The sequence below is a fragment of the Undibacterium sp. Di26W genome (assembly GCF_049340265.1).
Classification (GTDB): domain Bacteria; phylum Pseudomonadota; class Gammaproteobacteria; order Burkholderiales; family Burkholderiaceae_D; genus Undibacterium.
Map to the genome: position 1 here is coordinate 76,539 of NZ_JBMPOR010000023.1, position 20,491 is coordinate 97,029.

Sequence of the window (20,491 nt, forward strand, 5' to 3'; positions counted from 1 at the left end):
GTCTGTGTGCCACCGAACAGATAGTCGCTTCTTATCAATGCAGTCTGAACACCTGCTGGTTTGCTAAAAATGTAGATCGCATTCAAATAAGCTTGGTACAGGCCCACTGTAGAAGCCCAATCTAACGCTAAAGCCTTATGCCTTTGAATACAGTGTCTGGATAGCAAGGGACCTGAATGACGCAGAACAAATTAATTGAGCTCGGATTCTCATGAAATATAAAGACTACTATCAGGTGCTGGGTATCACCAGAAACGCGACGCTAGACGATATCAAAAAAGCTTATCGAAAACTGGCGCACTTGTATCATCCTGACGTATCAAAAGACCCCAAAGGCGAAGACAAATTTAAAGAAATTGCTGAAGCCTATGCGACTTTGAAAAACGCAGAGAAACGTGAAGAATATGATCAAATAGGCAGCCACTCAAATGGCGAAAACTTTACCCCGCCACCGGAATGGCAAGCGCAATATGGCGCGAATGCCTCGTCCTTCGATGATGTGGACATTTCTGATTTTTTAAATGCATTCAGGTCTGGTGGTCAGCGGAGAACCAACTCTTCCGTGACAGGTGAAGATTATTCAGTAGCTGTTTCCATTTCACTGGAAACCGTGTTCAATGGTGGTGCCGCTGATGTATCGCTCGAACTACCAGAACTTGATCAGCACGGCTTGCCTCATCGTGTGCCACATACCTTCCGCATAACCATCCCCAAGGGCGCGCAGGAAGGCCAGCGCATGCGACTTGGTGGCAAAGGTGGCCCTGGTCACAATGGTGGTAAATCCGGTGATCTTTACGCGATTTTGACAATAGCGCCGCATGCTCTATTTCGCCTTAGCGGACGTGACCTCTATTTTGATCTGCCGATGGCACCGTGGGAAGCTGCACTGGGTGCAACTATTGAGATTCCAACTCTTGGAGGTAAAGTCGAACTCAAGGTAAAACCAGGGACATCTTCCGGACAACGCCTGCGCCTGGCAAAGCGTGGATTGCCGACAGCAGATGGAAAAATGGGAGATCTGTACGCCGTCGCCCAAATCCAGATACAAAAAGAAGTCAGCGAAGCCGAGCAGGATTTGTACCAACAACTCTCCGATATATCCGCCTTCAAACCCCGCGCCCAGTTCAATAAGGAGGCAAAATGAAAGTTCAAATTTCTGAATGGGTCTTGCTCGATGAGCAAAATGCCTGCTCAGTGTCGTATCTGAGTGAAGTATCTGGTCTGTCTGCCGAAGAAGTAAGCGATTTGATAGAGAATGGCATTCTCGTTCCCATCGATGGCAAGGCAACGGAGAAATTCTTTCCAATGCATTCCATTGTCATTGCGAGTAGTGCCCGTAGATTACGTGATGATTTCGAACTGGACAGGCACGGCATGATGCTGGCCCTGACATTGATGCGACGCATAGACGATTTGCAAGGCGAATTGAATGTACTTCGTGCACGCTTCCAATAAGCCTTAGCTTACGTCAGACATTGCTGCGCAAATCCCGCCCAGGCTGCGTTACAGCGCCTCTCCTGTGCATTGATGTGCAATGCTTGCTCCTGCCTCATCAGGAAGAGCCCATTATCCAACTCTGCGCAGGGTAATGGCCTTTTCCGGACAAGCTATCACACACAGGCCACAAGCGCGGCACGCATCGGCACGCGGTGTGTAGGCGACCTTCATGCCATGTACACGTTGCTTGATCTGTGCCAGCAAACCCAGTTCTTTATAATCGTCAGTGGTAATCCTGCGAATTTCAAAAACATGCTCAGGACAGACCGGCACGCAATCGGCCTTGCCTTCGCATCGACTGAAATTCACAACCGGGACGATAATGCCGGGGTCTTGCTTGCATTCGTCCAGTTTTTGCGTCTGCATTTGCGTCTGCATCAGGCCTGCCCGTTATTTTTGACGTGTACCTCGTCCCTATGCTTTCTGCGTCCAAAAAGGCCATGCTGGAATTTTTCACGTTCTTCAGGCGTCAATTTTTCCCAGCGCTGATGCTGCCAATGATGCCCGCCATGCCTGTGCCAGCCACCATGGTGGCCACGGAAGCCGCCAAACAGGATTTTACTGAGCACCAGCAAACCGACTGCCTGCAAGAAATCAATGCTGCGGGCGCCGACAAACAAGGCTGGGATGAGCCAGTTCCATAACATCATGACGACCCAGCTCAATGCGGCGATGCCGCCGACAACCAGAATGATGAACTTCAATACTTTAAAACGATGTAACATGGTGATACTCCTCTTTCAATTCAATTCGTCAAATATTTCCTGTAAGCGGCTACGCAGATGCAGGACGGCATAGCGTTTGCGTGCCAGCAGGGTATTCACGCCCAGGCCGGTTTCGGCTGCCATGTCCTTAAAGCTGCGACCTTCTATCTCATGACCAATGAAGGCGTCGCGCTGCTCTTCAGGTAATTCTTCCAGGGCATCGTACAGTTCCGCCAGCAAGGCATTGCGTGCATAGGCGGCTTCCGGCCCGTCGTCTGTCGATGGCAACAGCTTGTCCAGCCAGATGTCGTCATCGCTTCCCTCCCCCGCCTCTGGCAAAGGCAGTTCTTTCTTTTTACGAAAACGGTCAATAATGCGGTTACGTGCCACACGAAACAGCCATGCACCTATCTGTTCAATAGGTTCTGGCAGCCGGTAAGCCTCGACCAGCTCATAAAACACATCCTGCAAGATATCCTCTGCTTCACTGGCATCGGCGACACGCTTGCGTATGAAACTACCCAGGCGGGCACGCTCGCGCAATACCGTTTCAGTGATGTGATTATCTTGATCAGCCATCAATTCGTCAGGGGTTAATGTGGTTTCCATGATGATGTAGACGCATCATGACAAGCAATATTGTAGGGAAACGAGAAAACTGCAGAAAAGTCAGTCCAGCATGCCTGCAATGACTTTTTGTTATGTGATTATGAGGGGAAACCGGCTTCGAAACCAGTGCCTTTACCAGCGCCCCTTGCATTCTTTTCATTGGCAATCTGTGGTGCGACCAGCGGCAGGGTCATGATGAAGGTCGTTCCTTCGTCCAGTTGGCTGTGCAGTTGTATCTCGCCTCCCAGCACGCCAGTCACCAGGTTGTACACAATATTCATTCCCAGGCCCGATCCCCCCTGCCCCAGCTTGGTGGTGAAAAAGGGGTCGAAGACCCTTTTCTTGACATGCTCATTCATTCCTATGCCATTGTCTGAGAATATGATCTGCACACTGCCATCGTCCTGCAGATGGGTGATCAGGCGCATTTCACCACTGGTACGATGCTCGAACCCATGCGTCAGTGCATTCGTCATGAAATTGGTCACGATCTGCCCCAATGGCCCGGGATAACTATCCATGCCTATCCCTGGTGCCAGATCGGTCAACAGAGTATAAGGACTATTTTTGTACATCGGTGCCATGGTCACGATCAGCTCTTCCAGCACCGTCTGCAAATCGAAATTGCGCCGGTGGCTACTCGACTGGTCAACGGCCACCTGTTTAAAACTGCGTATCAATTCCCTGGCCATGCCAAGAGTGCGCATCAGCAGTTCAGTTCCCTTGCTGGCGGTATCTACATAAGTATCCAGCATTGAACGCTTCAGTCTGCCTTCACGGAGATCCGCCATTAAATCTTTGGTTTTGTCTTGCAGGGTACTGGCAACGGTCACACTATTCCCTATGGGAGTATTCAATTCATGCGCAACCCCTGCCACCAGTGAACCCAGGGCCGCCATTTTTTCTGCACGTACCAATTCATCCTGGGTATGCCTGAGTGACGCCATGGCGGATGCCAGCTCGGCATTGGCCTGCTGCAGATTCAGGGTGCGCAATTTCACCCGTTCTTCCAGCTGTGCCGTCATCTCACGGATTTCATGCTCGACCTCTACCTGACGGGTCACATTCAGCAATGAGAAAATACACATACGCTTGTTGCGCATTTTAATCAACCTGGCCGACAGTAGAAAAATCAAGCTGGTGCCATCCTTGGATTTCAAATGGACTTCCATCTGATCCACCTTTTTGCCACGCAATAGCGCCTGATCAAATTCTTTTCGTTTTTCTACCTGCGCATCAAAACCAAGTGCGCTGGTAAGCTGCCCGACAACCTCATCCCTGGTATAGCCGAATTCCTTCAGCCAGACATCATTCACTTCGACGATGCGATCGGCCTTCACATCCACCAGGCCCAGAGGAATCGGTGACAACTGAAACAGTGTGGAATATTTATGCTCGTTTTCGCGCAGCAGCGACTCCACTTGCAATCGCGTTGCGTCTGCTGCGATTTCACTATCAATATTGCGTGAAGACAGCAGCAAATATTCTTCATTTCCTGCTTCAAATTTGGAACCCGAAATGCGACATTGCGTGATCACTCCAGTTTTACGGCGGAACGAAACGTGCATGTCCCTGACTTCACCATCGTGCTTGATACGGGCGATCAGTTCGTCGCGCTGCTCTGGCTTGGCCCATAAATTCATCTCATTCGATGTACGTCCTATCGCATACTCACGGGTAAAACCAGACATGGGCTCCCAGTTACGGTTGACTTCTATATACTGCCCCGTAGCCATCTTGGTAATGGTGAGTATGTCGGGTACCAGTTGAAACACGGTCGCCAGGAGTTTTTCACGTTCCTGCAGTTCCCGCTCTACCTGTACCTGCAGTTTTTCCACCCGGCGCAATGCAGTCACATCCTGCATAGCATAGGCGATGTAAGGTTCACTGCCGGCATCAAAGCGGGTGCCGGAAATCAGCACATGATATTCATGTCCCTGCTTGTGGCGGTATATCGTTTCATAATTATTGACTTCACCATCGCGCGCAAGAATGGCGAGCATTTCCGGGCGCTTGCTGGGGTCTGCCCACAAATTCATTTCGAGTGAAATGCGCCCCAGCGTCTCATCTCTGGAATAGCCGGTAACGGTTTCCCAATGGCGATTCACATCCAGGTAACATCCGTCTTTTTCGCGGCAAATGGTCAATACGTCCGGCACCAACTGGAATACTTTTTCAAACAACGCATTACGTTCTTTCGACATGCGTTCTATGTGCTGGCGCTCCTGTATTTCCTGCAGCAGGTTTTCATTGGTGCGATAGGCATCTTCCTGCTGACGCAGCAAGGCAGCCACCATGAACAGCATGCCTATCGCCAGATCAAGAAAAGCACCGATGCCAAAACCCAGTGAGGCGAATTCAGGATAGTCTCGCAACAGGGGGAAATCCAGCAAATGCGCACCCTTCAGGAAAATCAGTGCACCCAGCACAATGTAACCCAGGCTGTGTTTGCCACTTTTCATGCGCCAGAAAGTCATGGCTGCAGCAATCAGCAGGCAGCCTGCCGAAAAGTATACCGGCAGTGTGCGCCAGAACAGGGTGGCACCCGTCACGTACGTCATCAACAGCCACATGACAGCGAGAGAAAAGCCCAGCATGACAGGCATGACATACACCGTCACCGCGTAAAAAATTCTTGTTCCTGCCCATAAAAAACAAACATAAGCAAGCAGGGATATATCGGCCCCCAGAGCAAACAGCGGTGCAGGAGTCAGCGCCAGCAAGCTGCAGACACCACGCAAAACCAGAAAGGCATAGGCCAGCGCCCAACAACGGGTGGTCCTGGCATGCACATTCAAATGCTGGACATAAAACAGCACCAGCATGGTCAGCAACGAAGCGACCAGAGAACTAATAATGGCGGCGGGAAGAAAGGACGAAGGCATGACTATCCTGCGACGCTATCGAGAGCGGAAACCTGGAGTTACCATCAACGTCTCCCAAATGAGGCTTTTTAGTCATGACGAATCACAAAGCATCTGGCGGTGCAATACCTGTGGTTTATTTGCACTCTATAGGAATCATTTTAATTGAATACCAGTACTTGTCTGCAAATTTAATTGGCCGTTAAAGAACCGATTACCAACAAATACCAGGCCATGCTGCATTTTAGCTGTGCAAACCACGGTTCTTTGCCAGCAGAAGATCGCCACATCATGTGACTGTTTCGTCTCATTGCAGGTAATCTGCCTCTGTCAACTGGCTTTTTTGCACCGATTTAGCAAGTTCATGGGGCAGCTTGAGCAATCTCTAATGCCCTGTGTTGCAATAAGGATTATTTACCCTGTTTCATTTCTTTGAGCTTGATTAAGCTGAGCGCTTCACATAAGATTAAACTGAAAGTAAGACAATTCAAGCAACAGGGAGCGCACTGATGAAGAGTCAACACAGTAGAACACCCGGCTTGTTACAAAATGATCTTTATGCCGCTGTCATGGCTTGTGACCGTATGGCAAAAAATGAAAGATCATCGGGTAGTGGTTTTTTTTCGTATCTGGATGGTAAATTTTTGTCCGATGCTGGATTTGGCAGCAACCAGGACGATGACATTATTGATTTTATTGACGAAGACGAAGAATCATTACAAGCAAAAGTTGAGTTACATCCCTGGAAGATCCTGATTGCGGATGATGACAGCAATGTTCACGATACAACCTTGCTGGCCCTGAGCGGTGTCAAAATACATGGCCGCCCACTGGAATTTGTGCATGCCTACTCGGCAAAAGAAGCTGGCACCGTCATCGGCACCCATCAGGATATCGCTCTGGTGTTACTGGATGTGGTGATGGAAACTGTCGATGCAGGTTTGAAACTGGTCAGTGTAATCCGCAATGAAATGGGCTTGACCAATTTGCGCATTGTCTTGCGTACCGGACAACCAGGCTATGCGCCGGAACGGCAAGTCAGTGAAGTCTTCGCCATTGATGGCTACACCACCAAATCCAAACTCACACGTTCGCTGCTGATTTCAGTATTGAACGACACGCTTAAAATGGACAGTGACAATTCTGAACTGCCCAACTGAATCTGCACTGCCCTTCCGTACCCATAAAGCCAGGGCCTCTATCGAGGCCCTGGTCTTTTACACTGTATCGCCAGTCAGAGACTTGAATTGCTTATTGCATTTCATCGCGACTCACTTCTGCACTGCTCAGTTCACCACTATTCTGCATCAGGCTGGTTGGCCGGTGCAGCCTTGATAAAGGCTGGATGTTCAAGACAAGTCTGGTGTATGCGCATCAAGACTGGCATGCCTGACAAATCGCAATTGAAACGCTGGGCGTTGGCAATCTGTGGCACCAGGAAACAGTCGGCCATGCCAGGCTCATCACCAAAACAAAAACGCCCGGTGCGCGTGTCCATCGCCAGTTTTTGTTCCAGCACTTTCAGGCCTTCCTCGCACCAATGGCGATACCAGGCATTTTTTTGATCATCGCTGACCTCTAAAGTCCCAGTCAAATAGCGCAATATCCGTAAATTGTTCACCGGATGGATTTCACAGGCAATTGCCAGCGCCAGTGCACGCACATGTGCACGTGCCACTGCGGCGGGTGGCAACAGCGCAGGCTGTGGATAGACTTCATCCAGGTATTCAATCATGGCCATGGACTGCGTCAGCGTCACGGCATGACCTTCATACTCATCCTGCAAAACAGGTACCAATGCGTCAGGATTAAGTGCGCGATAAGCAGGGGCAAATTGCTCGCCCCCGTTTTTCACCAGATGCACTGCCACCTGTTCATAGTCCAGCCCTTTCAGGTTCAAAGCAATTCTTACCCGATACGATGCCGAACTGCGAAAATACCCATAGAGTGTCATCATATATCCGCCACTTAAACCAGTTTGACTTTCAAATTACTCAGCCCGGCAATACTGGCCTCAAGCAAGTCGCCCCGCTGCACGGCTGCAACGCCTGCGGGCGTGCCGGTATAAATCAGGTCGCCGGGCTGCAAGGTATACAACTGCGACAGACTGGCGATGATTTCAGACAGCTTCCAGATCAGCTTGCCGGTATCACTGTCCTGGCGGGTCTTGCCATTCACGTCCAGCCGTATGCTGGCCTGTTCCATGCCGGACACCGTATCGGCTGCATGGATGGCACCGATAGGCGCAGAAAAATCAAACCCTTTGGATGTACACCACGGCCGCCCCTGTTCTTTGGCCTCGGCCTGCAGATCACGGCGTGTCATGTCCAGGCCGACTGCATATCCCCAGATATGACTGAGGGCATCTTCTTCACGAATATCCTTGCCGCCCTTGCCTATGGCCAGCACCAGTTCGACCTCATGATGCAGGTTACTGGTCATGGAAGGATAAGGCATTTCTCCCACCTTGCCAGGGGCAACAGGCAACACCGCGTCAGCCGGTTTCATGAAGAAAAACGGTGCCTCACGACCGGTTCCGCCCATTTCTTTTGCATGCTCTACATAATTGCGGCCAACACAGTAAATTCTGTGTACAGGAAACAGCCCCGTGCTGCCAGCCACCGGAACAGCCGCCTGGGGCTGAGGGGGAATAAGGTAATCCATATCATCTCCGATCATTGCGTGTACGTCTCTCCACAGCAGTAAATCTGCACAACAGCACTGCCTGCATTGCCTGTGCACTGCCTGGGCTCCACTCTATTATGGCATTTTCCCTTGATGCCTGCCATGCATGCAGATGACACCTGACTTTACTATAAGGCCATCCAATCACGCCTGTTGATGAACTAGTTATAATGCATGATCAACGCGGAGTAAAAAATGAAGACTTGCCTACACCCCAAATACCTGATCCCTATAGAACCGGCTGCCACTGTCCTGCAAAATCATGCGCTGGTGATGCAGGATGAAAAAATTCTGGCCGTACTCAGCAGCACAGACGCACGGCAACAATACCCCGATGCCCAGCATGTGGAACTGCAGAATCACGCGCTCATGCCGGGCATGGTCAATCTGCATGGCCATTCCGCCATGAGCCTGTTGCGTGGCCTGGCGGATGACCTGAGCCTGATGGACTGGCTGAATGAGCATATCTGGCCAGCAGAAAAAAAGCACGTATCAGAAGAATTTGTCTTCGATGGCAGCGTGTATGCCATGGCCGAGATGCTGCGCGGCGGTACCACCACCATCAATGACATGTATTTCCACCATGAAGCGGTAGCACGTGCGGGCCTGCATTCCGGCATGCGTACCGTAGTGGGTTGCAGCGTACTGGAATTTCCAACTGCTTACGCCGCCGATGCCGATGCCTATCTGGACAAAGCCATGGCAGCGCAGCAAGCTTTCCAGGGGCAGAGTGGGGTTGAATTCCGGCTGGCACCGCATGCACCCTATACGGTGTCAGATATCACCTTCAAGAAAATTATCGCCCTGGCAGACAAGCATGACATGGGCATACATTGCCACATTCATGAAAGCATGGATGAAATCAATGACAGCCTGCGCGACCACGGCATGCGCCCCCTGCAACGTCTGCATCAACTGGGCTTGCTGTCACCACGCCTGATTGCGGCCCACATGGTGCATGCGAATGAAGATGAAATTCAATTGCTGGCCCAACAGGGTGTGCATATAGCGCATAACCCCGCCAGTAACCTGAAACTGGCTTCCGGCTTTGCCCCCATCCACGCCATGCAAACAGCAGGTGTGAATGTGGGTATAGGTACGGATGGTGCTGCCAGCAATAACAAACTGGATCTGCTGGGTGATTTGCGCATGGCTGCCTTGCTGGCAAAAGCCGTGTCCAGCAACCCAACCGCACTGAATGCCGGCAAAGCACTGGAAATGGCTACCCTGGCCGGTGCCAGGGCTTTAGGTAAGGATAAGCAGATCGGCAGCCTGGTTGCCGGCAAGCTGGCCGATGTTATTGCAATTGACCTGTCGGCTATAGAAACCCTACCCCTGTTTGACCCCGTATCACAAATCGTCTATGCGGCTGGCCGTGAGCAGGTGAGTCACGTGTGGGTCAATGGCCGCTGCCTGATGGCAGAACGCCAGTTGCTGACCCAGGATGCAAGCCAATTGAAAGACAAAGCCATCTGGTGGCAGCAACGCATTACGGCTGCCTGAACAAACTCATTTAACTTCCATCATGAAATCATTACCTGCGTTCATCAAGACCTCTGTGTATTCTGGTTTGGCCGGGCTGCTTGCCAGCACCCTGCCCCTGTCACCTGCCTTTGCAGGCAACGATCCACTGACCACGGTGGCAGAACAATCCGGCTTCCTGAAAACCGGCCGTTACGAAGAAGTGGAAAAGCTGTGCCTGGCGTTTCAGAAAAACTATCCCAGGGAAGTACGCTGCCTGGAATTTGGACGGACGCCAGAAGGCCGCCCCATGCTGGCCTTGCTGGCGACGCGCACCGGTGTCTTCCAGGCTGGCGAAGCGACCAAGAGAAACCTCCCTGTCACCCTGATACAGGGCGGCATTCATGCCGGTGAAATTGATGGCAAGGATGCCGGTTTCCTGGCCCTGCGTGAAGTGCTGGACAACAAGGCTGCACCGAATGCGCTGAATCACCAGATACTGTTGTTTGTGCCGGTCTTCAATATCGATGGACACGAACGTTTCGGCGCATGGAATCGCCCCAATCAACGCGGCCCGGAAGAAATGGGCTGGCGCACGACGGCGCAAAATTTTAATCTGAATCGCGATTACGTGAAAGCCGATTCTGCTGAAATGCAGGCCATGCTGGCACTTTTCAATACCTGGAACCCACTGGCTGTCATCGATTTGCATGTGACCGACGGTGCCAAGTTTGAACATGATATTTCCATCCAGGTGGAACCTGTCAATTCCGGTGATGAAGAGATGCGCAAGGCCGGCCAAGTCTTGCGCGACAATGTCATCGCTGACCTGGCAAAACAAGGTTCTTTGCCGCTATCGTTCTACATGACGTTTGCGCACGAAGATGACCCCATGTCAGGCTTTGTCGACAATGTGCCGCCGCCGCGTTTTTCGAATGGCTACCTGCCCTTGCGCAACCGCTTTGGCATGCTGGTGGAAACCCATTCATGGAAAGATTACCCTACCCGCGTGCGCATTACCCACAACACCATTATTTCAGTGCTGGAGCAAGTCGCACAGCATGGCGATGCATGGCTGAAAACTGCCCAGGCAGCAGATCAGCGCGCCGCACAAATGGCGGGGCTAGCATTGGCTGTGACTTATAAAACCAGCGACAAGAGCAAGGATATCGCCTTCCGCGGTTATGCGTACACCCGTAACATGTCGGATGTGTCAGGTGCCTTGATGACACGTTACGATGAAAACAAACCGCAGGTATGGAATGTCAAATTGCGTGATGAAATTCTGCCCGATACCGTGGTCACGCTGCCCAAGGCTGGCTACCTGATACCCGTCGCCTACAGCAAAGCCGTAAAGGAAAAACTGCAGCAGCACGGCATACAGTACAGCATCATGCAAAAAGAACTGAGCAATGTTGACACCGAACAGTTCAAGGCAAGTAAAGTGAATTTGCAGGCCCAGTCGTTTGAAGGACATCAGGCCTTGAAACTGCAAGGCCAGTGGGAAAGCAAGACGCAAACCCTGCGCAAGGGTGCCCTGTTCGTTCCCATCGCACAGGCAAAAGCCCGTCTGGTGGCTGCCCTGTTCGAGCCATCAGCGCCAGATGCCCTGGTCAACTGGGGCTGGTTTAACGGTGCGTTTGAACGAAAAGAATATATGGAAGCCTATGTGGCAGAAGATGTCGCCCGCCAGCAACTTGCCAGCGATGCGCAACTGAAAGCTGCCTTTGAAAAGAAAATTGCCGACGAGCCAGAATTTGCCAAAAGCCCTTCTGCCCGCCTGGAATTTTTTGCCCAACGCCATTCGTCTTGGGACCAGCGTTATCAGGTATATCCGGTATTGCGCCTGAATACCAGGCCTTGAACTGAAAACGGCATGCAACGGATGCATGCCGTTTCCAATCAAGCTTGTATCAATGGAAGAACAGGTAGGCCACAAATATGGCTGCCACGACACCTGCCAAGTCGGCCAGCAAACCCATGGAGATGGCATACCGTGTCTTGCGTATGCCGACTGAACCAAAGTACAGCGCGACGATATAAAACGTGGTATCGGCCGAACCCTGGAAGATACAGGCCAGACGACCGACGAATGAATCCACACCGTAGGTCTTCATGGCATCCACCATCATCGCGCGTGAGCCACTGCCACTCAGCGGTTTCATTAATGCCGTCGGCAAGGCAGCGGTAAAATCCGTATTCACCCCCATCTGCGTAAATAGCCAGTTAAAGCCCGACACCACAAAACCCAGTATCCCCGAATTGCGCAGGACGCCAATCGCCACCAGCATGCCCACCAGATACGGGATAATCGTCAGCGAGGTTTGTATGCCACCCTTGGCCCCTTCGATAAAGGCTTCATACACATTCACCTTTTTGCGCATCGCCCCCACAATGAAGCTGACGATGATGGTGAACAGTAAAAGATTGCTGCTGACCTTGGAAAACACTTCAATCTCTGCCCGCGTCATATGCTGGCTCAGATACCAGACCATGGCAACGATAAAACTGCTCAGGCCACCCAGCCAGGCGATGATCACCCTATCAAACAGATTGATGCGCTGTCTGATGGCCACAGCCACCAGGCCCACCACCGTGGCTACATAGGTGGCGATCATGCAGGGGATGAAAATATCTGAAGGATCTTTCGCGCCCAGCACCGCACGTTGCGCAATGATGGCCAGTGGTATCAGCGTCAGCCCGGACGTGTGCAAAACCAGGAACATGATCTGGGCATCGGTGGCTTCTTCCTTGTCGGGGTTCAAGCTCTGCAGACTTTCCATCGCCTTCAGGCCAAACGGTGTGGCAGCATTGTCCAGTCCCAGCAGATTGGCGGAAAAATTCATCACCATGTGGCCATTGGCCGGATGATTTTTTGGCACACCCGGAAAAATGCGGGCAAAAAATGGAGCAATCAGTTTCGCAATAAAGTCGATGGCACCGGCTTTTTCACCAATATTCATGATACCCAGCCACAGCGTCATGACACCTGCCAGCGGCAAGGCAATGTCCATGACACCGATGCGTGCCGAATCAAAGGTCCCATCCATGATGCGCTTGAATACCTCTACATCCCCCAACACCAACCACTGCACCAGGGCAGCAATAAAGCCGATCAAGAAAAAGCCGGTCCAGATATAGTTAAGTAACATGACTTGTGTGTTTGATGTGCATTTGATGTAGGAGTGCAAGCTTTTTATCATGAAAAGCTGGTACCGTAGTATGAAAATTTCATTTGCGGCCATAGACGGCAGACATACCTGAAACATCCTGTTGCAGTTTTTCCACCTGATATACAAATTCAAGTAGTCCTGGCGGTACTGGCCTGCGTTATATGGACATCGCAACAAATCAGAGGTGGGGTCATGAAAACCAGCTTACTCGTGAAATGCCTGTTGTCCGCAACAGTTCTGTACGCTGTCGGCACAGGCGTGGCCGCAGCACATGATGTTGACCGTGGCTGGCGCAACTATCCGTCACCACATCATGCAGTGCGCAATTACAACTATATTTACTACCCTTCACACCAGGTGTATTACGCGCCTGATCATCGCACCTGGTATTGGGCGAATGGTCGTCGCTGGGAAACCGGCAGCCGCTTACCCTACTTTGTAAATGCAGACATGCGACTGGGCGGGGTACCTATCGTATTGCGCTCATCCACACCCTATGTCGAGCATGTGTATGTGGAACAGACTTATGGCCGCCCATGGCGCGACAGGCACGGCTGGTACCAGGAAAGACGCCATGAGCGGGATTGGCGTGATGAAAGACGCGACCATCACCACTGGCGGTAGTTGACGCCTTAGAAACAGGTTCTTAGTTACCAACCAGGGCAGCCGCGATATTGATGGAAAAGCCCACCACGGCAACATTAAAGAAAAAACTCAGCACAGACTGCGCAAGCACTGTCTTGCGCGTCTGGCGGTTCATGACGCACACATCTGAGGTTTGTGCAGCCACGGCGATGGTGAAAGAAAAATACAGGAAATCCCAAAAATCCGGCATCTCCACATCATCCGGGAAATGCAAGGCACGTTTTTCTTCGGGCGAATTGTAAAACAGCAGTGCATAGTGAAAACAAAAGACGATTCCCAGCAAAACCCAGGAACCAAGCACGGTTGAGACGGCAAACAGGTATTTCAGTATCCGGACTTCACTGCTGAGGCCTGACATGCCAGACAATTCGTGAATAATGGCCAGCAGGCTGATGGTCGCTGACAGTGACAAGATCACCAGCACCCCCACCGCACCTTCATCTTCCTGCTGCGCCATCTTGCGGACCGCGTGTTTATCAGCACGCATCATCAGCCAGGCCATCGAGATCAGATAGAGCCAGACACCTACATTCCAACCACATAGTGCCCGCGTCACCAATGGTGTCGTCGTCGGCAGGACCAGCGCTGCCACGGTACCTAAACCAAGGGTAATCAACAACCTGGGACGTCTTTTGATGAATTTTTTGATAATTTTTCCTGTCAATAAAATCTGGCCCGCGTTTTATACAAGGGATATACAAAGGAGTTTACCCCAAGGAGTATAGCCAGGCAGGTCTTGCGAAATCAATCAGACCGCTGATTGCATTGCCTGACTGTTGCCTGACGCAGTATCGAGGCCGGGTGTAGTATATACAATAATAAGTGAGTGATAGGTGAGTGACAGGTGCGTATTCGCAGGCCTGCTGTTACAGCATGACATTTTATTCAAAAAGAAACTTTCAAATACGCAATTTTTTATTACACTGCAACTACTTACACTGTAAGCCTGGCTGGAATCTTACTGACATAGGCAGCTAATATGAATAAACGTACACATTATGTAGCGCTTTCCAAAGTCACCGCCGGTGCCGTGCTGGCGGATGACTTGCTCGACAAGGTAGGGCATGTATTGCTGCCGGCCGGCGTGACGCTGACGGATCATATGCTGCATTCCATCGCTCACCACGCCATACATCAGCTATCCATCGTTGCTGCCCCGGTTTCAGAGCAGGAAGAAACCCAGGAACGCGAAATCAGGCTGGCACGCCTGGAACGACTATTCCGCCACGCCCCCGACAATGGGCCAGCCAGCCTGTTGAAAGCCTATGTCTTCCATTACCGCCATGGTGACTATCAATGAATGACACGAGCGAGTATCAGGTACATCTGGAAGATGTGGTCAAACACATCAAGGACTTGCCTACCCTGCCGGCAGTTGCCATGGAAATGCTGCAAAACCTGGAAGATGAAGACAGCAGCATGGACATGATCACTGAAAAAGTGGCCATGGACCATTCCGTCACCGCCAAGCTGCTGCGAATGGCCAACTCATCCTATTTTGGGAATAATTCCAAAGTGGTCACCCTGCAGCAGGCAACAGCCATGCTGGGCGTTAAAAATGTTAAGAACTTGATACGAATGACCATATTAAGTGACAAGTTCCCGACCGCTAATTGTCCGGCCTTTGATTTTCGTGCTTTCTGGCGCCACAGTATAGGGACGGCCATCTGTGCAGAGCTGATTTCACGGGCATTGCACATGAAGCATGATTTTGCGTTTACCGCTGGCTTGCTGCACGACATAGGCAAACTGGTGCTGGTCACCGGTTATCCTGACAATTACAATCAGGTACTTCATTATAAGGCAGCACATGATTGCTACCTGCTCGAAGCAGAACGACACACCATGCACATAGATCATGTCGCTGCCGGCCTGGCACTGGCGCATCAGTGGCGTTTTTCGGAAGCTGTCAGTGATGCCATACGCGGCCACCACGATCCGGAACAGGAAAACCTGCACGCGCTGGCATCGGTGGTGCACGTTGCCGATGCCATTGTGCATGCGCTCGACTTGTCCGCGGAAGAAAACGACATACTCCCCTTGCTGTCACAGGCCGCTTGGGATACGCTAGGGCTTAGTGAAGCTGACTATATAAGCATATTTCGTGAAACTGAAATGCGTTTCGATGCTTTGGATCAGATCGTACTCTGACTTTTTCTTTTTGGCCCATGTATCTGGATAAAACAATTTTGGAACACTTGATGCTTTTCAGATCAACGGACTATCGCATAGAAGATATCCACCTGTTTCGTGACATTAACGAAGAAAACCGAAAACTGATCGCCGACATCGTCAAGGACTGCCAGGTCGTCAAGGCCCGCACCGGCCAGATCGTGCTCGATGCCAATAGTTCAGGTGCCAGACTATTCATCGTCCTGAAAGGCGCACTCGGCGTCAGCCGCCTGACAGAAAAAAGCAATCACCTGGAAAACACGATTACTCAATACCTGCCGGGTGAATGCGTGGGCGAGATATCGGTGCTGGATGAAGAAATCCATTCCGCCACTATCTCTGCCATCAGCGACAGCGAATTATTGCTGATTGAAGCTGAAACCCTGTGGAAACTCATCGATGAATCAAACGGTGTTGCGCGCAACCTGTTGCAGTTATTGTCCTTCCGCATCCGGGCGGCCAATGCACAGATACGCAACCGTCAGAAAGTAGGCGAATTTTATCGCCAGCTTTCCATGGTCGATGGCCTTACCGGCCTGCATAATCGCGCCTGGCTGAACGCACAACTGCCGGGCATGATCGAATATGCCCACGCTGCCGGTGCGCCACTCAGCATCATCATGGTGGATCTGGATCACTTCAAACGCTTCAATGACGACTATGGTCACCTGCTGGGCGACGACGCCTTGCAGACCGCCGCCAAAGTCTTGAATGCGGGCCTGCGCCCCAGTGACTTTGCTGCCCGCTACGGCGGCGAAGAAATGATTGTGATCTTGCCGGGTGCCAGCCATAAGGCGGCCATGGGTGTGGCCCAGCGACTATGCAATCGCCTCGGCAAAACCAAAATCTTTAGCGACCGGCAAAAAATCCTGCCGCATATTACCGGCTCTTTTGGGGTGGCGACACTGACCCCTGGTCAGGACAGCAATGCCCTCATCAGTACCGCCGACGTGGCACTTTACCGTGCCAAGGCGGCTGGGCGTAACCAGGTTGCCAGTTAAACTTGGTTGTCACGGGCTGGCACCTGCCTTTACTGCCAAAATCTACCCGCATATCAAGAAGCCAAACAGGCTGGGTTTCGCCTATAGAATCTTGACAACGACCTTGCCTTTGGCCCGTCCTTTTTCGACATAGGCCATGGCTTCGCCAGTTGCTTCGAATGGAAATATCTTGTCTACCACCGGGCGTATGGCCCCGGCATCGATAAGCGTAGTGATCTCGCGCAATTGTCTTCCGTGCGCTCGCATGAACAGAAAAGAATAGTCTATGTGTCGACGCATGGCTTTTCTCCTGACACCAAAACTCAGCAGGCGCATGATGAATTGCACAAACCAAGGAGCGCCGATTTTTTTTGCGAAATCAACATCCGGGGGACCAGAAATTGAAATGAGTTTTCCACCAGGTTTAAGTATTTGCAATGACTTTTCGAGCGTCTTTCCATCCTGGCTATTTAAAACCACATCGTAGTCTTGCAAGATTTTTTCGAAATCGTCTTTCTTGTAATCGATAACGATATCTGCACCCAGGCTCTTCACCAGCTCAATATTTGCGGTACTGGTGGTGGTAGCCACGATTGCCCCCATATGCTTCGCTAACTGAATCGCAAATGTGCCGACACCACCAGAACCAGCCTGGATGAATACCTTTTGCCCTTTCTTCAAATTGGCCAGCTCTATCAGCGCTTGCCACACCGTCAAACCTACCAGCGGAATAGAGGCAGCTTCTTCCATCGTCAACGATTTCGGTTTCATCGCCAGCGAGTCTTCTTTGATGGCAATCAATTCTGCGAAAGCACCAATGCGAAAGTCATCTGGCCGCGCATAGACTTCGTCGCCAAGCTTGAATTGTCGTACCTGAGGCCCTACTTTTACCACCACCCCGGCCACATCATGACCCAGAATCAGCGGCAAGTGATAAGGCAGGATAAGCTTGAACTCTCCATTCCTGATCTTGGAATCCAGCAGGTTGACGCCAGCAGCGTGGACCTGGACCAAGACTTCATTCGGCCTGATCTCCGGGACTGGCATAGGGCCAATCCGGCCATCCGCTTTTTTTCCATAACTATCGATAATAAAAGCTTTCATCATGATTTTGACTCCATTTTTGACTCCATTCTAGTTAAAACGGGGTGATAGCTTGCCGGCAAAAATCTGCTCACCAGGTATGGTTGCCGCAGGCTTGGTATTTCATTTCCGGTTTGCGTCATCTGCTGTCTTTGAACGCGCAGTACAAATATAGTCTAGGCTTCAAGTCGCAGGTCTTTACGTATCCCGGCATCCATCAGACCCGCAGGTGCATAGGTGCGCAGCAAGCGTAAGCGATTCGCCAGGCTACCGGCGGTGTAACGTAACTTGGGATGATGCGCGGTTGCGGCCTTCAGCACAACCTCGGCCACGACTTCAGGCCCTTCTGCTGTCGCCATCACTTCTTTCACCCTTTTATTCACTACCGCACGGACTTCACGGTATTCATCCAGCTTTGTGTCTGCTTCCAGCATATTCGCGTCGAACGGGGTCTTGGTGTAAGCAGGTTCGACCACACTGACACGGATACCCCTGGTACGCAGCTCATGGTCAAGGGATTCCGAATACCCTTCAACCGCGTGCTTGGTCGCCGAGTACAGGGCACCGTAGGGCATGGGCAAAAACCCGAGTACCGAGCCAATGTTGACGATGCGTCCCGCCCCTTGATGTCGCATATACGGCACAACTGCCTGTGTCACGCGCAAGAGTCCAAAAAAATTCGTGTCAAAAATCGCCTGGGCTTGTGAAATCGAGACCTCTTCTGCGCCAGCAGGGGCGATGCCTATGCCAGCGTTATTGACCAGCAGATCAATCCGCCCACTCAAGCGTATCACCTCATTGACTGCTGCCGTTACCGATTCATCGCTGGTCACATCCAGTTGCAACATGTTGAATGACCGATCACCAGTTGAAGCACCCCGCCGACTGGTACCGTACACGGTGTAACCTGCTTTCGCCAGTCGTTTGGCAGTCGCTTCACCTATACCCTGCGAAGCGCCGGTAACCAATGCTACTTTGTTGTTCATTATGTTCTCCAATCTGTATGGACTATGTATTTAAGGGGGTGGTAATACGTTAATTTCTACAACAAAATATGACGATCATCATATTTTAAAACAAACAAAACCCGGCGAACATCCACCGACATCAACTATTTACGGGAACCAGTTTTTCCCGCGCAGCGTCGAGAAAACTTTCTGATAACCTGGCATCGTCAACCGCCCGCGCCAACAGCAGCGTGCCAACCATGGTGGCGACCACCATCAGTGCCTGCTCATGCGCACCTGGTTGCCCCCAATCTGGCAACTGACGTGCGACGACATCAATCATTTCCTTGATACGACGGGTAGCTGCACGCCGCACCTCTGGCGCCTGCCGGGGCATCTCCGAGCCGAGAGCACTTACTGGACAACCATTCTCTATACTATCGACATGTTCCTTCGACAAGTACGCTTGTACCAGCGCCTGCAAGGCTTGCTCTGGCGGTACGGCAGCGGCAATCTGCGCCGAAACAGCCACCGCTTCGGCACCAGCGCGATCCGCAGCCTCGGCCAACAACGCTTCGCGGGAAGCGAAATGGCTGTAGAAGCCACCGTGCGTCAACCCGGCTTCCTTCATGATGTCGGCGACACCGGTGCCAGCATAACCACTACGCCGTATGGCACGCGCTGCAACTTCAACAATACGTTCGTGCGTAATTTCTTTGCGGCTGCCGCCTTTTAACTTTGTCGATTTATTCTGCATGACGATCATCATATATCATTTCAGAATAATGTGCTGGATTGTTCACCAAAAAGTCCCAGACCTCAATTCACAAATACAATGACGCATTAGCAGCGTGAGGTGCAGGTAATACAAACGGACTGGTGACATTCATGTGCCACTTTCGCTAACAGCGAACTTGTCCGGTACGGAAATTTCTAAAAAAAAGGGGCTCCAGCATCAACTGGGCCCCTTTTCATCAATCTATGCAACTGAAGTTATCAGAAGCTGTAACCTAGCGCCACACAATATACGACAGGACGGAAGTCGATTGTTGTTTTGCGTTCAATACTGCCTGTCGTCGCTGTCATATCTGATTTGACTTTAGCAGCCGCGATGGTAGCCGTTACAGACCAGCGGTCATTGAATTGGTATTTGGCACCCACCTGACCCGCCAGACCAATCGAATCCTTCAAATCAATCTTGGTTGGTCCACCAGTAGCAATATTACCTACTGCAGTTGATTTCGCGTCGAAGAACTGCGTGTAGTTCAAACCAAGGCCAACAAAAGGACGCAAAGTATCAGTCGGCGCTCCAAAATTGTAATTGATAAAAAACGTAGGCGCACGCTGCTTGACTTTGGAAATAACACCATACGGTGCCAAAGTGCCACGACCGACCACTTCATGCTCAGGTGGAATACCTGCAACAAAATCGAAATCGAAATGATCGGTGAGTCTGCGGGAATAGCCCAACGCCACTGTGGTTGCATTATTAACAATCAGACCTGCCGGTTGTGGCGTCAGGAAAGCAGGGCCATTGCTGGTGAAATCCGGAGATTCGGAATGCACCTGCACATTGATGATACCGGCACGGACAGTATTGTCATACGCCATGGCGGAGACCGAAGCCAGGCCCAGCGCAACGGCGATAGCGATTTGTATTTTTTTCATGAT

21 protein-coding genes are annotated in these 20,491 nt (G+C 51.3%); 9 read left to right on the plus strand and 12 right to left on the minus strand.

The features are described 5' to 3' along the window. Positions 1–211: 211 nt before the first annotated feature. Both ACO0LM_RS22515 and ACO0LM_RS22520 read left to right on the plus strand, forming a co-directional pair. Positions 212–1,144: a DnaJ C-terminal domain-containing protein gene (locus ACO0LM_RS22515; RefSeq protein WP_423040124.1), complete on the plus strand. Its 933-nt coding sequence runs from the start codon at positions 212–214 to the stop codon at positions 1,142–1,144. Next, the gene (locus tag ACO0LM_RS22520) at positions 1,141–1,455 is read left to right on the plus strand and encodes a chaperone modulator CbpM (RefSeq protein ID WP_423040126.1); all 315 of its coding nucleotides are present in this window, start codon (positions 1,141–1,143) and stop codon (positions 1,453–1,455) included. Before ACO0LM_RS22515 ends, ACO0LM_RS22520 begins: the two co-directional genes overlap by 4 nt. A gap of 111 nt (positions 1,456–1,566) precedes the next feature. Here ACO0LM_RS22520 and ACO0LM_RS22525 read toward each other — a convergent pair whose 3' ends face one another. From ACO0LM_RS22525 to ACO0LM_RS22540, 4 genes are all read right to left on the minus strand, one after another. Continuing rightward, the gene (locus ACO0LM_RS22525; protein ID WP_423040128.1) at positions 1,567–1,863 is read right to left on the minus strand and encodes a 4Fe-4S binding protein; all 297 of its coding nucleotides are present in this window, start codon (positions 1,861–1,863) and stop codon (positions 1,567–1,569) included. Between the two features lie 11 nt (positions 1,864–1,874). Then, a complete protein-coding gene (locus tag ACO0LM_RS22530) occupies positions 1,875–2,222 on the minus strand; it encodes a hypothetical protein (RefSeq protein WP_423040130.1) in 348 nt (115 codons plus the stop codon). A gap of 15 nt (positions 2,223–2,237) precedes the next feature. Continuing rightward, positions 2,238–2,810 (minus strand): RNA polymerase sigma factor, encoded by a 573-nt coding sequence (locus ACO0LM_RS22535; protein WP_423040132.1) that lies wholly within the window; start codon positions 2,808–2,810, stop codon positions 2,238–2,240. A 98-nt stretch (positions 2,811–2,908) separates the two neighbouring features. Further along, a complete protein-coding gene (locus ACO0LM_RS22540; RefSeq protein WP_423040134.1) occupies positions 2,909–5,695 on the minus strand; it encodes a PAS domain S-box protein in 2,787 nt (928 codons plus the stop codon). A gap of 488 nt (positions 5,696–6,183) precedes the next feature. Here ACO0LM_RS22540 and ACO0LM_RS22545 point away from each other — a divergent pair, with 488 nt between their 5' ends. Then, positions 6,184–6,834, plus strand: a complete 651-nt coding sequence (locus ACO0LM_RS22545; protein ID WP_423040136.1) for a hypothetical protein — start codon at positions 6,184–6,186, stop codon at positions 6,832–6,834. Positions 6,835–6,971: 137 nt separating this feature from the next. Here the strand turns inward: ACO0LM_RS22545 and maiA are convergent, their stop codons facing one another. Next, positions 6,972–7,628, minus strand: coding sequence for a maleylacetoacetate isomerase (maiA, locus tag ACO0LM_RS22550; protein WP_423040214.1), 657 nt, complete (start codon positions 7,626–7,628; stop codon positions 6,972–6,974). A 14-nt stretch (positions 7,629–7,642) separates the two neighbouring features. Beyond that, a complete protein-coding gene (locus ACO0LM_RS22555; RefSeq protein WP_423040138.1) occupies positions 7,643–8,338 on the minus strand; it encodes a fumarylacetoacetate hydrolase family protein in 696 nt (231 codons plus the stop codon). Positions 8,339–8,554: 216 nt separating this feature from the next. On the opposite strand from ACO0LM_RS22555, the gene ACO0LM_RS22560 reads away from it, so the two are divergent. Both ACO0LM_RS22560 and ACO0LM_RS22565 read left to right on the plus strand, forming a co-directional pair. After that, entirely contained in the window at positions 8,555–9,862 is a 1,308-nt protein-coding gene (locus ACO0LM_RS22560) for a TRZ/ATZ family hydrolase (RefSeq protein ID WP_423040140.1), read from the plus strand. Between the two features lie 22 nt (positions 9,863–9,884). After that, positions 9,885–11,684 (plus strand): M14 family zinc carboxypeptidase, encoded by a 1,800-nt coding sequence (locus ACO0LM_RS22565; protein ID WP_423040142.1) that lies wholly within the window; start codon positions 9,885–9,887, stop codon positions 11,682–11,684. A gap of 49 nt (positions 11,685–11,733) precedes the next feature. On the opposite strand, the gene ACO0LM_RS22570 is transcribed toward ACO0LM_RS22565, so the two are convergent. Continuing rightward, the gene (locus ACO0LM_RS22570; protein ID WP_423040143.1) at positions 11,734–12,972 is read right to left on the minus strand and encodes a nucleoside recognition domain-containing protein; all 1,239 of its coding nucleotides are present in this window, start codon (positions 12,970–12,972) and stop codon (positions 11,734–11,736) included. 213 nt (positions 12,973–13,185) lie between these two features. Between ACO0LM_RS22570 and ACO0LM_RS22575 the strand changes: the two genes are divergently transcribed. After that, positions 13,186–13,617 carry a hypothetical protein gene (locus ACO0LM_RS22575; RefSeq protein WP_423040145.1) on the plus strand — a complete coding sequence of 144 codons (432 nt, stop codon included), beginning with the start codon at positions 13,186–13,188 and terminating at the stop codon, positions 13,615–13,617. A gap of 22 nt (positions 13,618–13,639) precedes the next feature. On the opposite strand, the gene ACO0LM_RS22580 is transcribed toward ACO0LM_RS22575, so the two are convergent. Continuing rightward, positions 13,640–14,257 carry a DUF1345 domain-containing protein gene (locus tag ACO0LM_RS22580; RefSeq protein ID WP_423040147.1) on the minus strand — a complete coding sequence of 206 codons (618 nt, stop codon included), beginning with the start codon at positions 14,255–14,257 and terminating at the stop codon, positions 13,640–13,642. A 360-nt stretch (positions 14,258–14,617) separates the two neighbouring features. Between ACO0LM_RS22580 and ACO0LM_RS22585 the strand changes: the two genes are divergently transcribed. From ACO0LM_RS22585 to ACO0LM_RS22595, 3 genes are read left to right on the plus strand one after another with little or no spacing between them, the layout of a single operon-like run. Then, entirely contained in the window at positions 14,618–14,938 is a 321-nt protein-coding gene (locus tag ACO0LM_RS22585) for a hypothetical protein (protein ID WP_423040149.1), read from the plus strand. Continuing rightward, positions 14,935–15,789 (plus strand): HDOD domain-containing protein, encoded by an 855-nt coding sequence (locus ACO0LM_RS22590; protein ID WP_423040151.1) that lies wholly within the window; start codon positions 14,935–14,937, stop codon positions 15,787–15,789. The genes ACO0LM_RS22585 and ACO0LM_RS22590 overlap by 4 nt, the downstream gene beginning before the upstream one ends. 50 nt (positions 15,790–15,839) lie before the next feature. Then, positions 15,840–16,811 carry a diguanylate cyclase gene (locus ACO0LM_RS22595; RefSeq protein ID WP_423040153.1) on the plus strand — a complete coding sequence of 324 codons (972 nt, stop codon included), beginning with the start codon at positions 15,840–15,842 and terminating at the stop codon, positions 16,809–16,811. 81 nt (positions 16,812–16,892) lie between these two features. Here ACO0LM_RS22595 and ACO0LM_RS22600 read toward each other — a convergent pair whose 3' ends face one another. The 4 genes from ACO0LM_RS22600 to ACO0LM_RS22615 all read right to left on the minus strand — a co-directional run bounded on the left by ACO0LM_RS22600 (position 16,893) and on the right by ACO0LM_RS22615 (position 20,488). After that, positions 16,893–17,894, minus strand: coding sequence for an NADP-dependent oxidoreductase (locus ACO0LM_RS22600; RefSeq protein ID WP_423040216.1), 1,002 nt, complete (start codon positions 17,892–17,894; stop codon positions 16,893–16,895). Positions 17,895–18,049: 155 nt separating this feature from the next. Beyond that, positions 18,050–18,859 carry an oxidoreductase gene (locus tag ACO0LM_RS22605; protein ID WP_423040155.1) on the minus strand — a complete coding sequence of 270 codons (810 nt, stop codon included), beginning with the start codon at positions 18,857–18,859 and terminating at the stop codon, positions 18,050–18,052. A gap of 121 nt (positions 18,860–18,980) precedes the next feature. After that, complete coding sequence (locus tag ACO0LM_RS22610; protein ID WP_423040157.1) at positions 18,981–19,589, minus strand: TetR/AcrR family transcriptional regulator; 609 nt, start codon at positions 19,587–19,589, stop codon at positions 18,981–18,983. Positions 19,590–19,816: 227 nt separating this feature from the next. Next, entirely contained in the window at positions 19,817–20,488 is a 672-nt protein-coding gene (locus tag ACO0LM_RS22615; protein ID WP_423040159.1) for an OmpW/AlkL family protein, read from the minus strand. Positions 20,489–20,491: the final 3 nt, after the last annotated feature.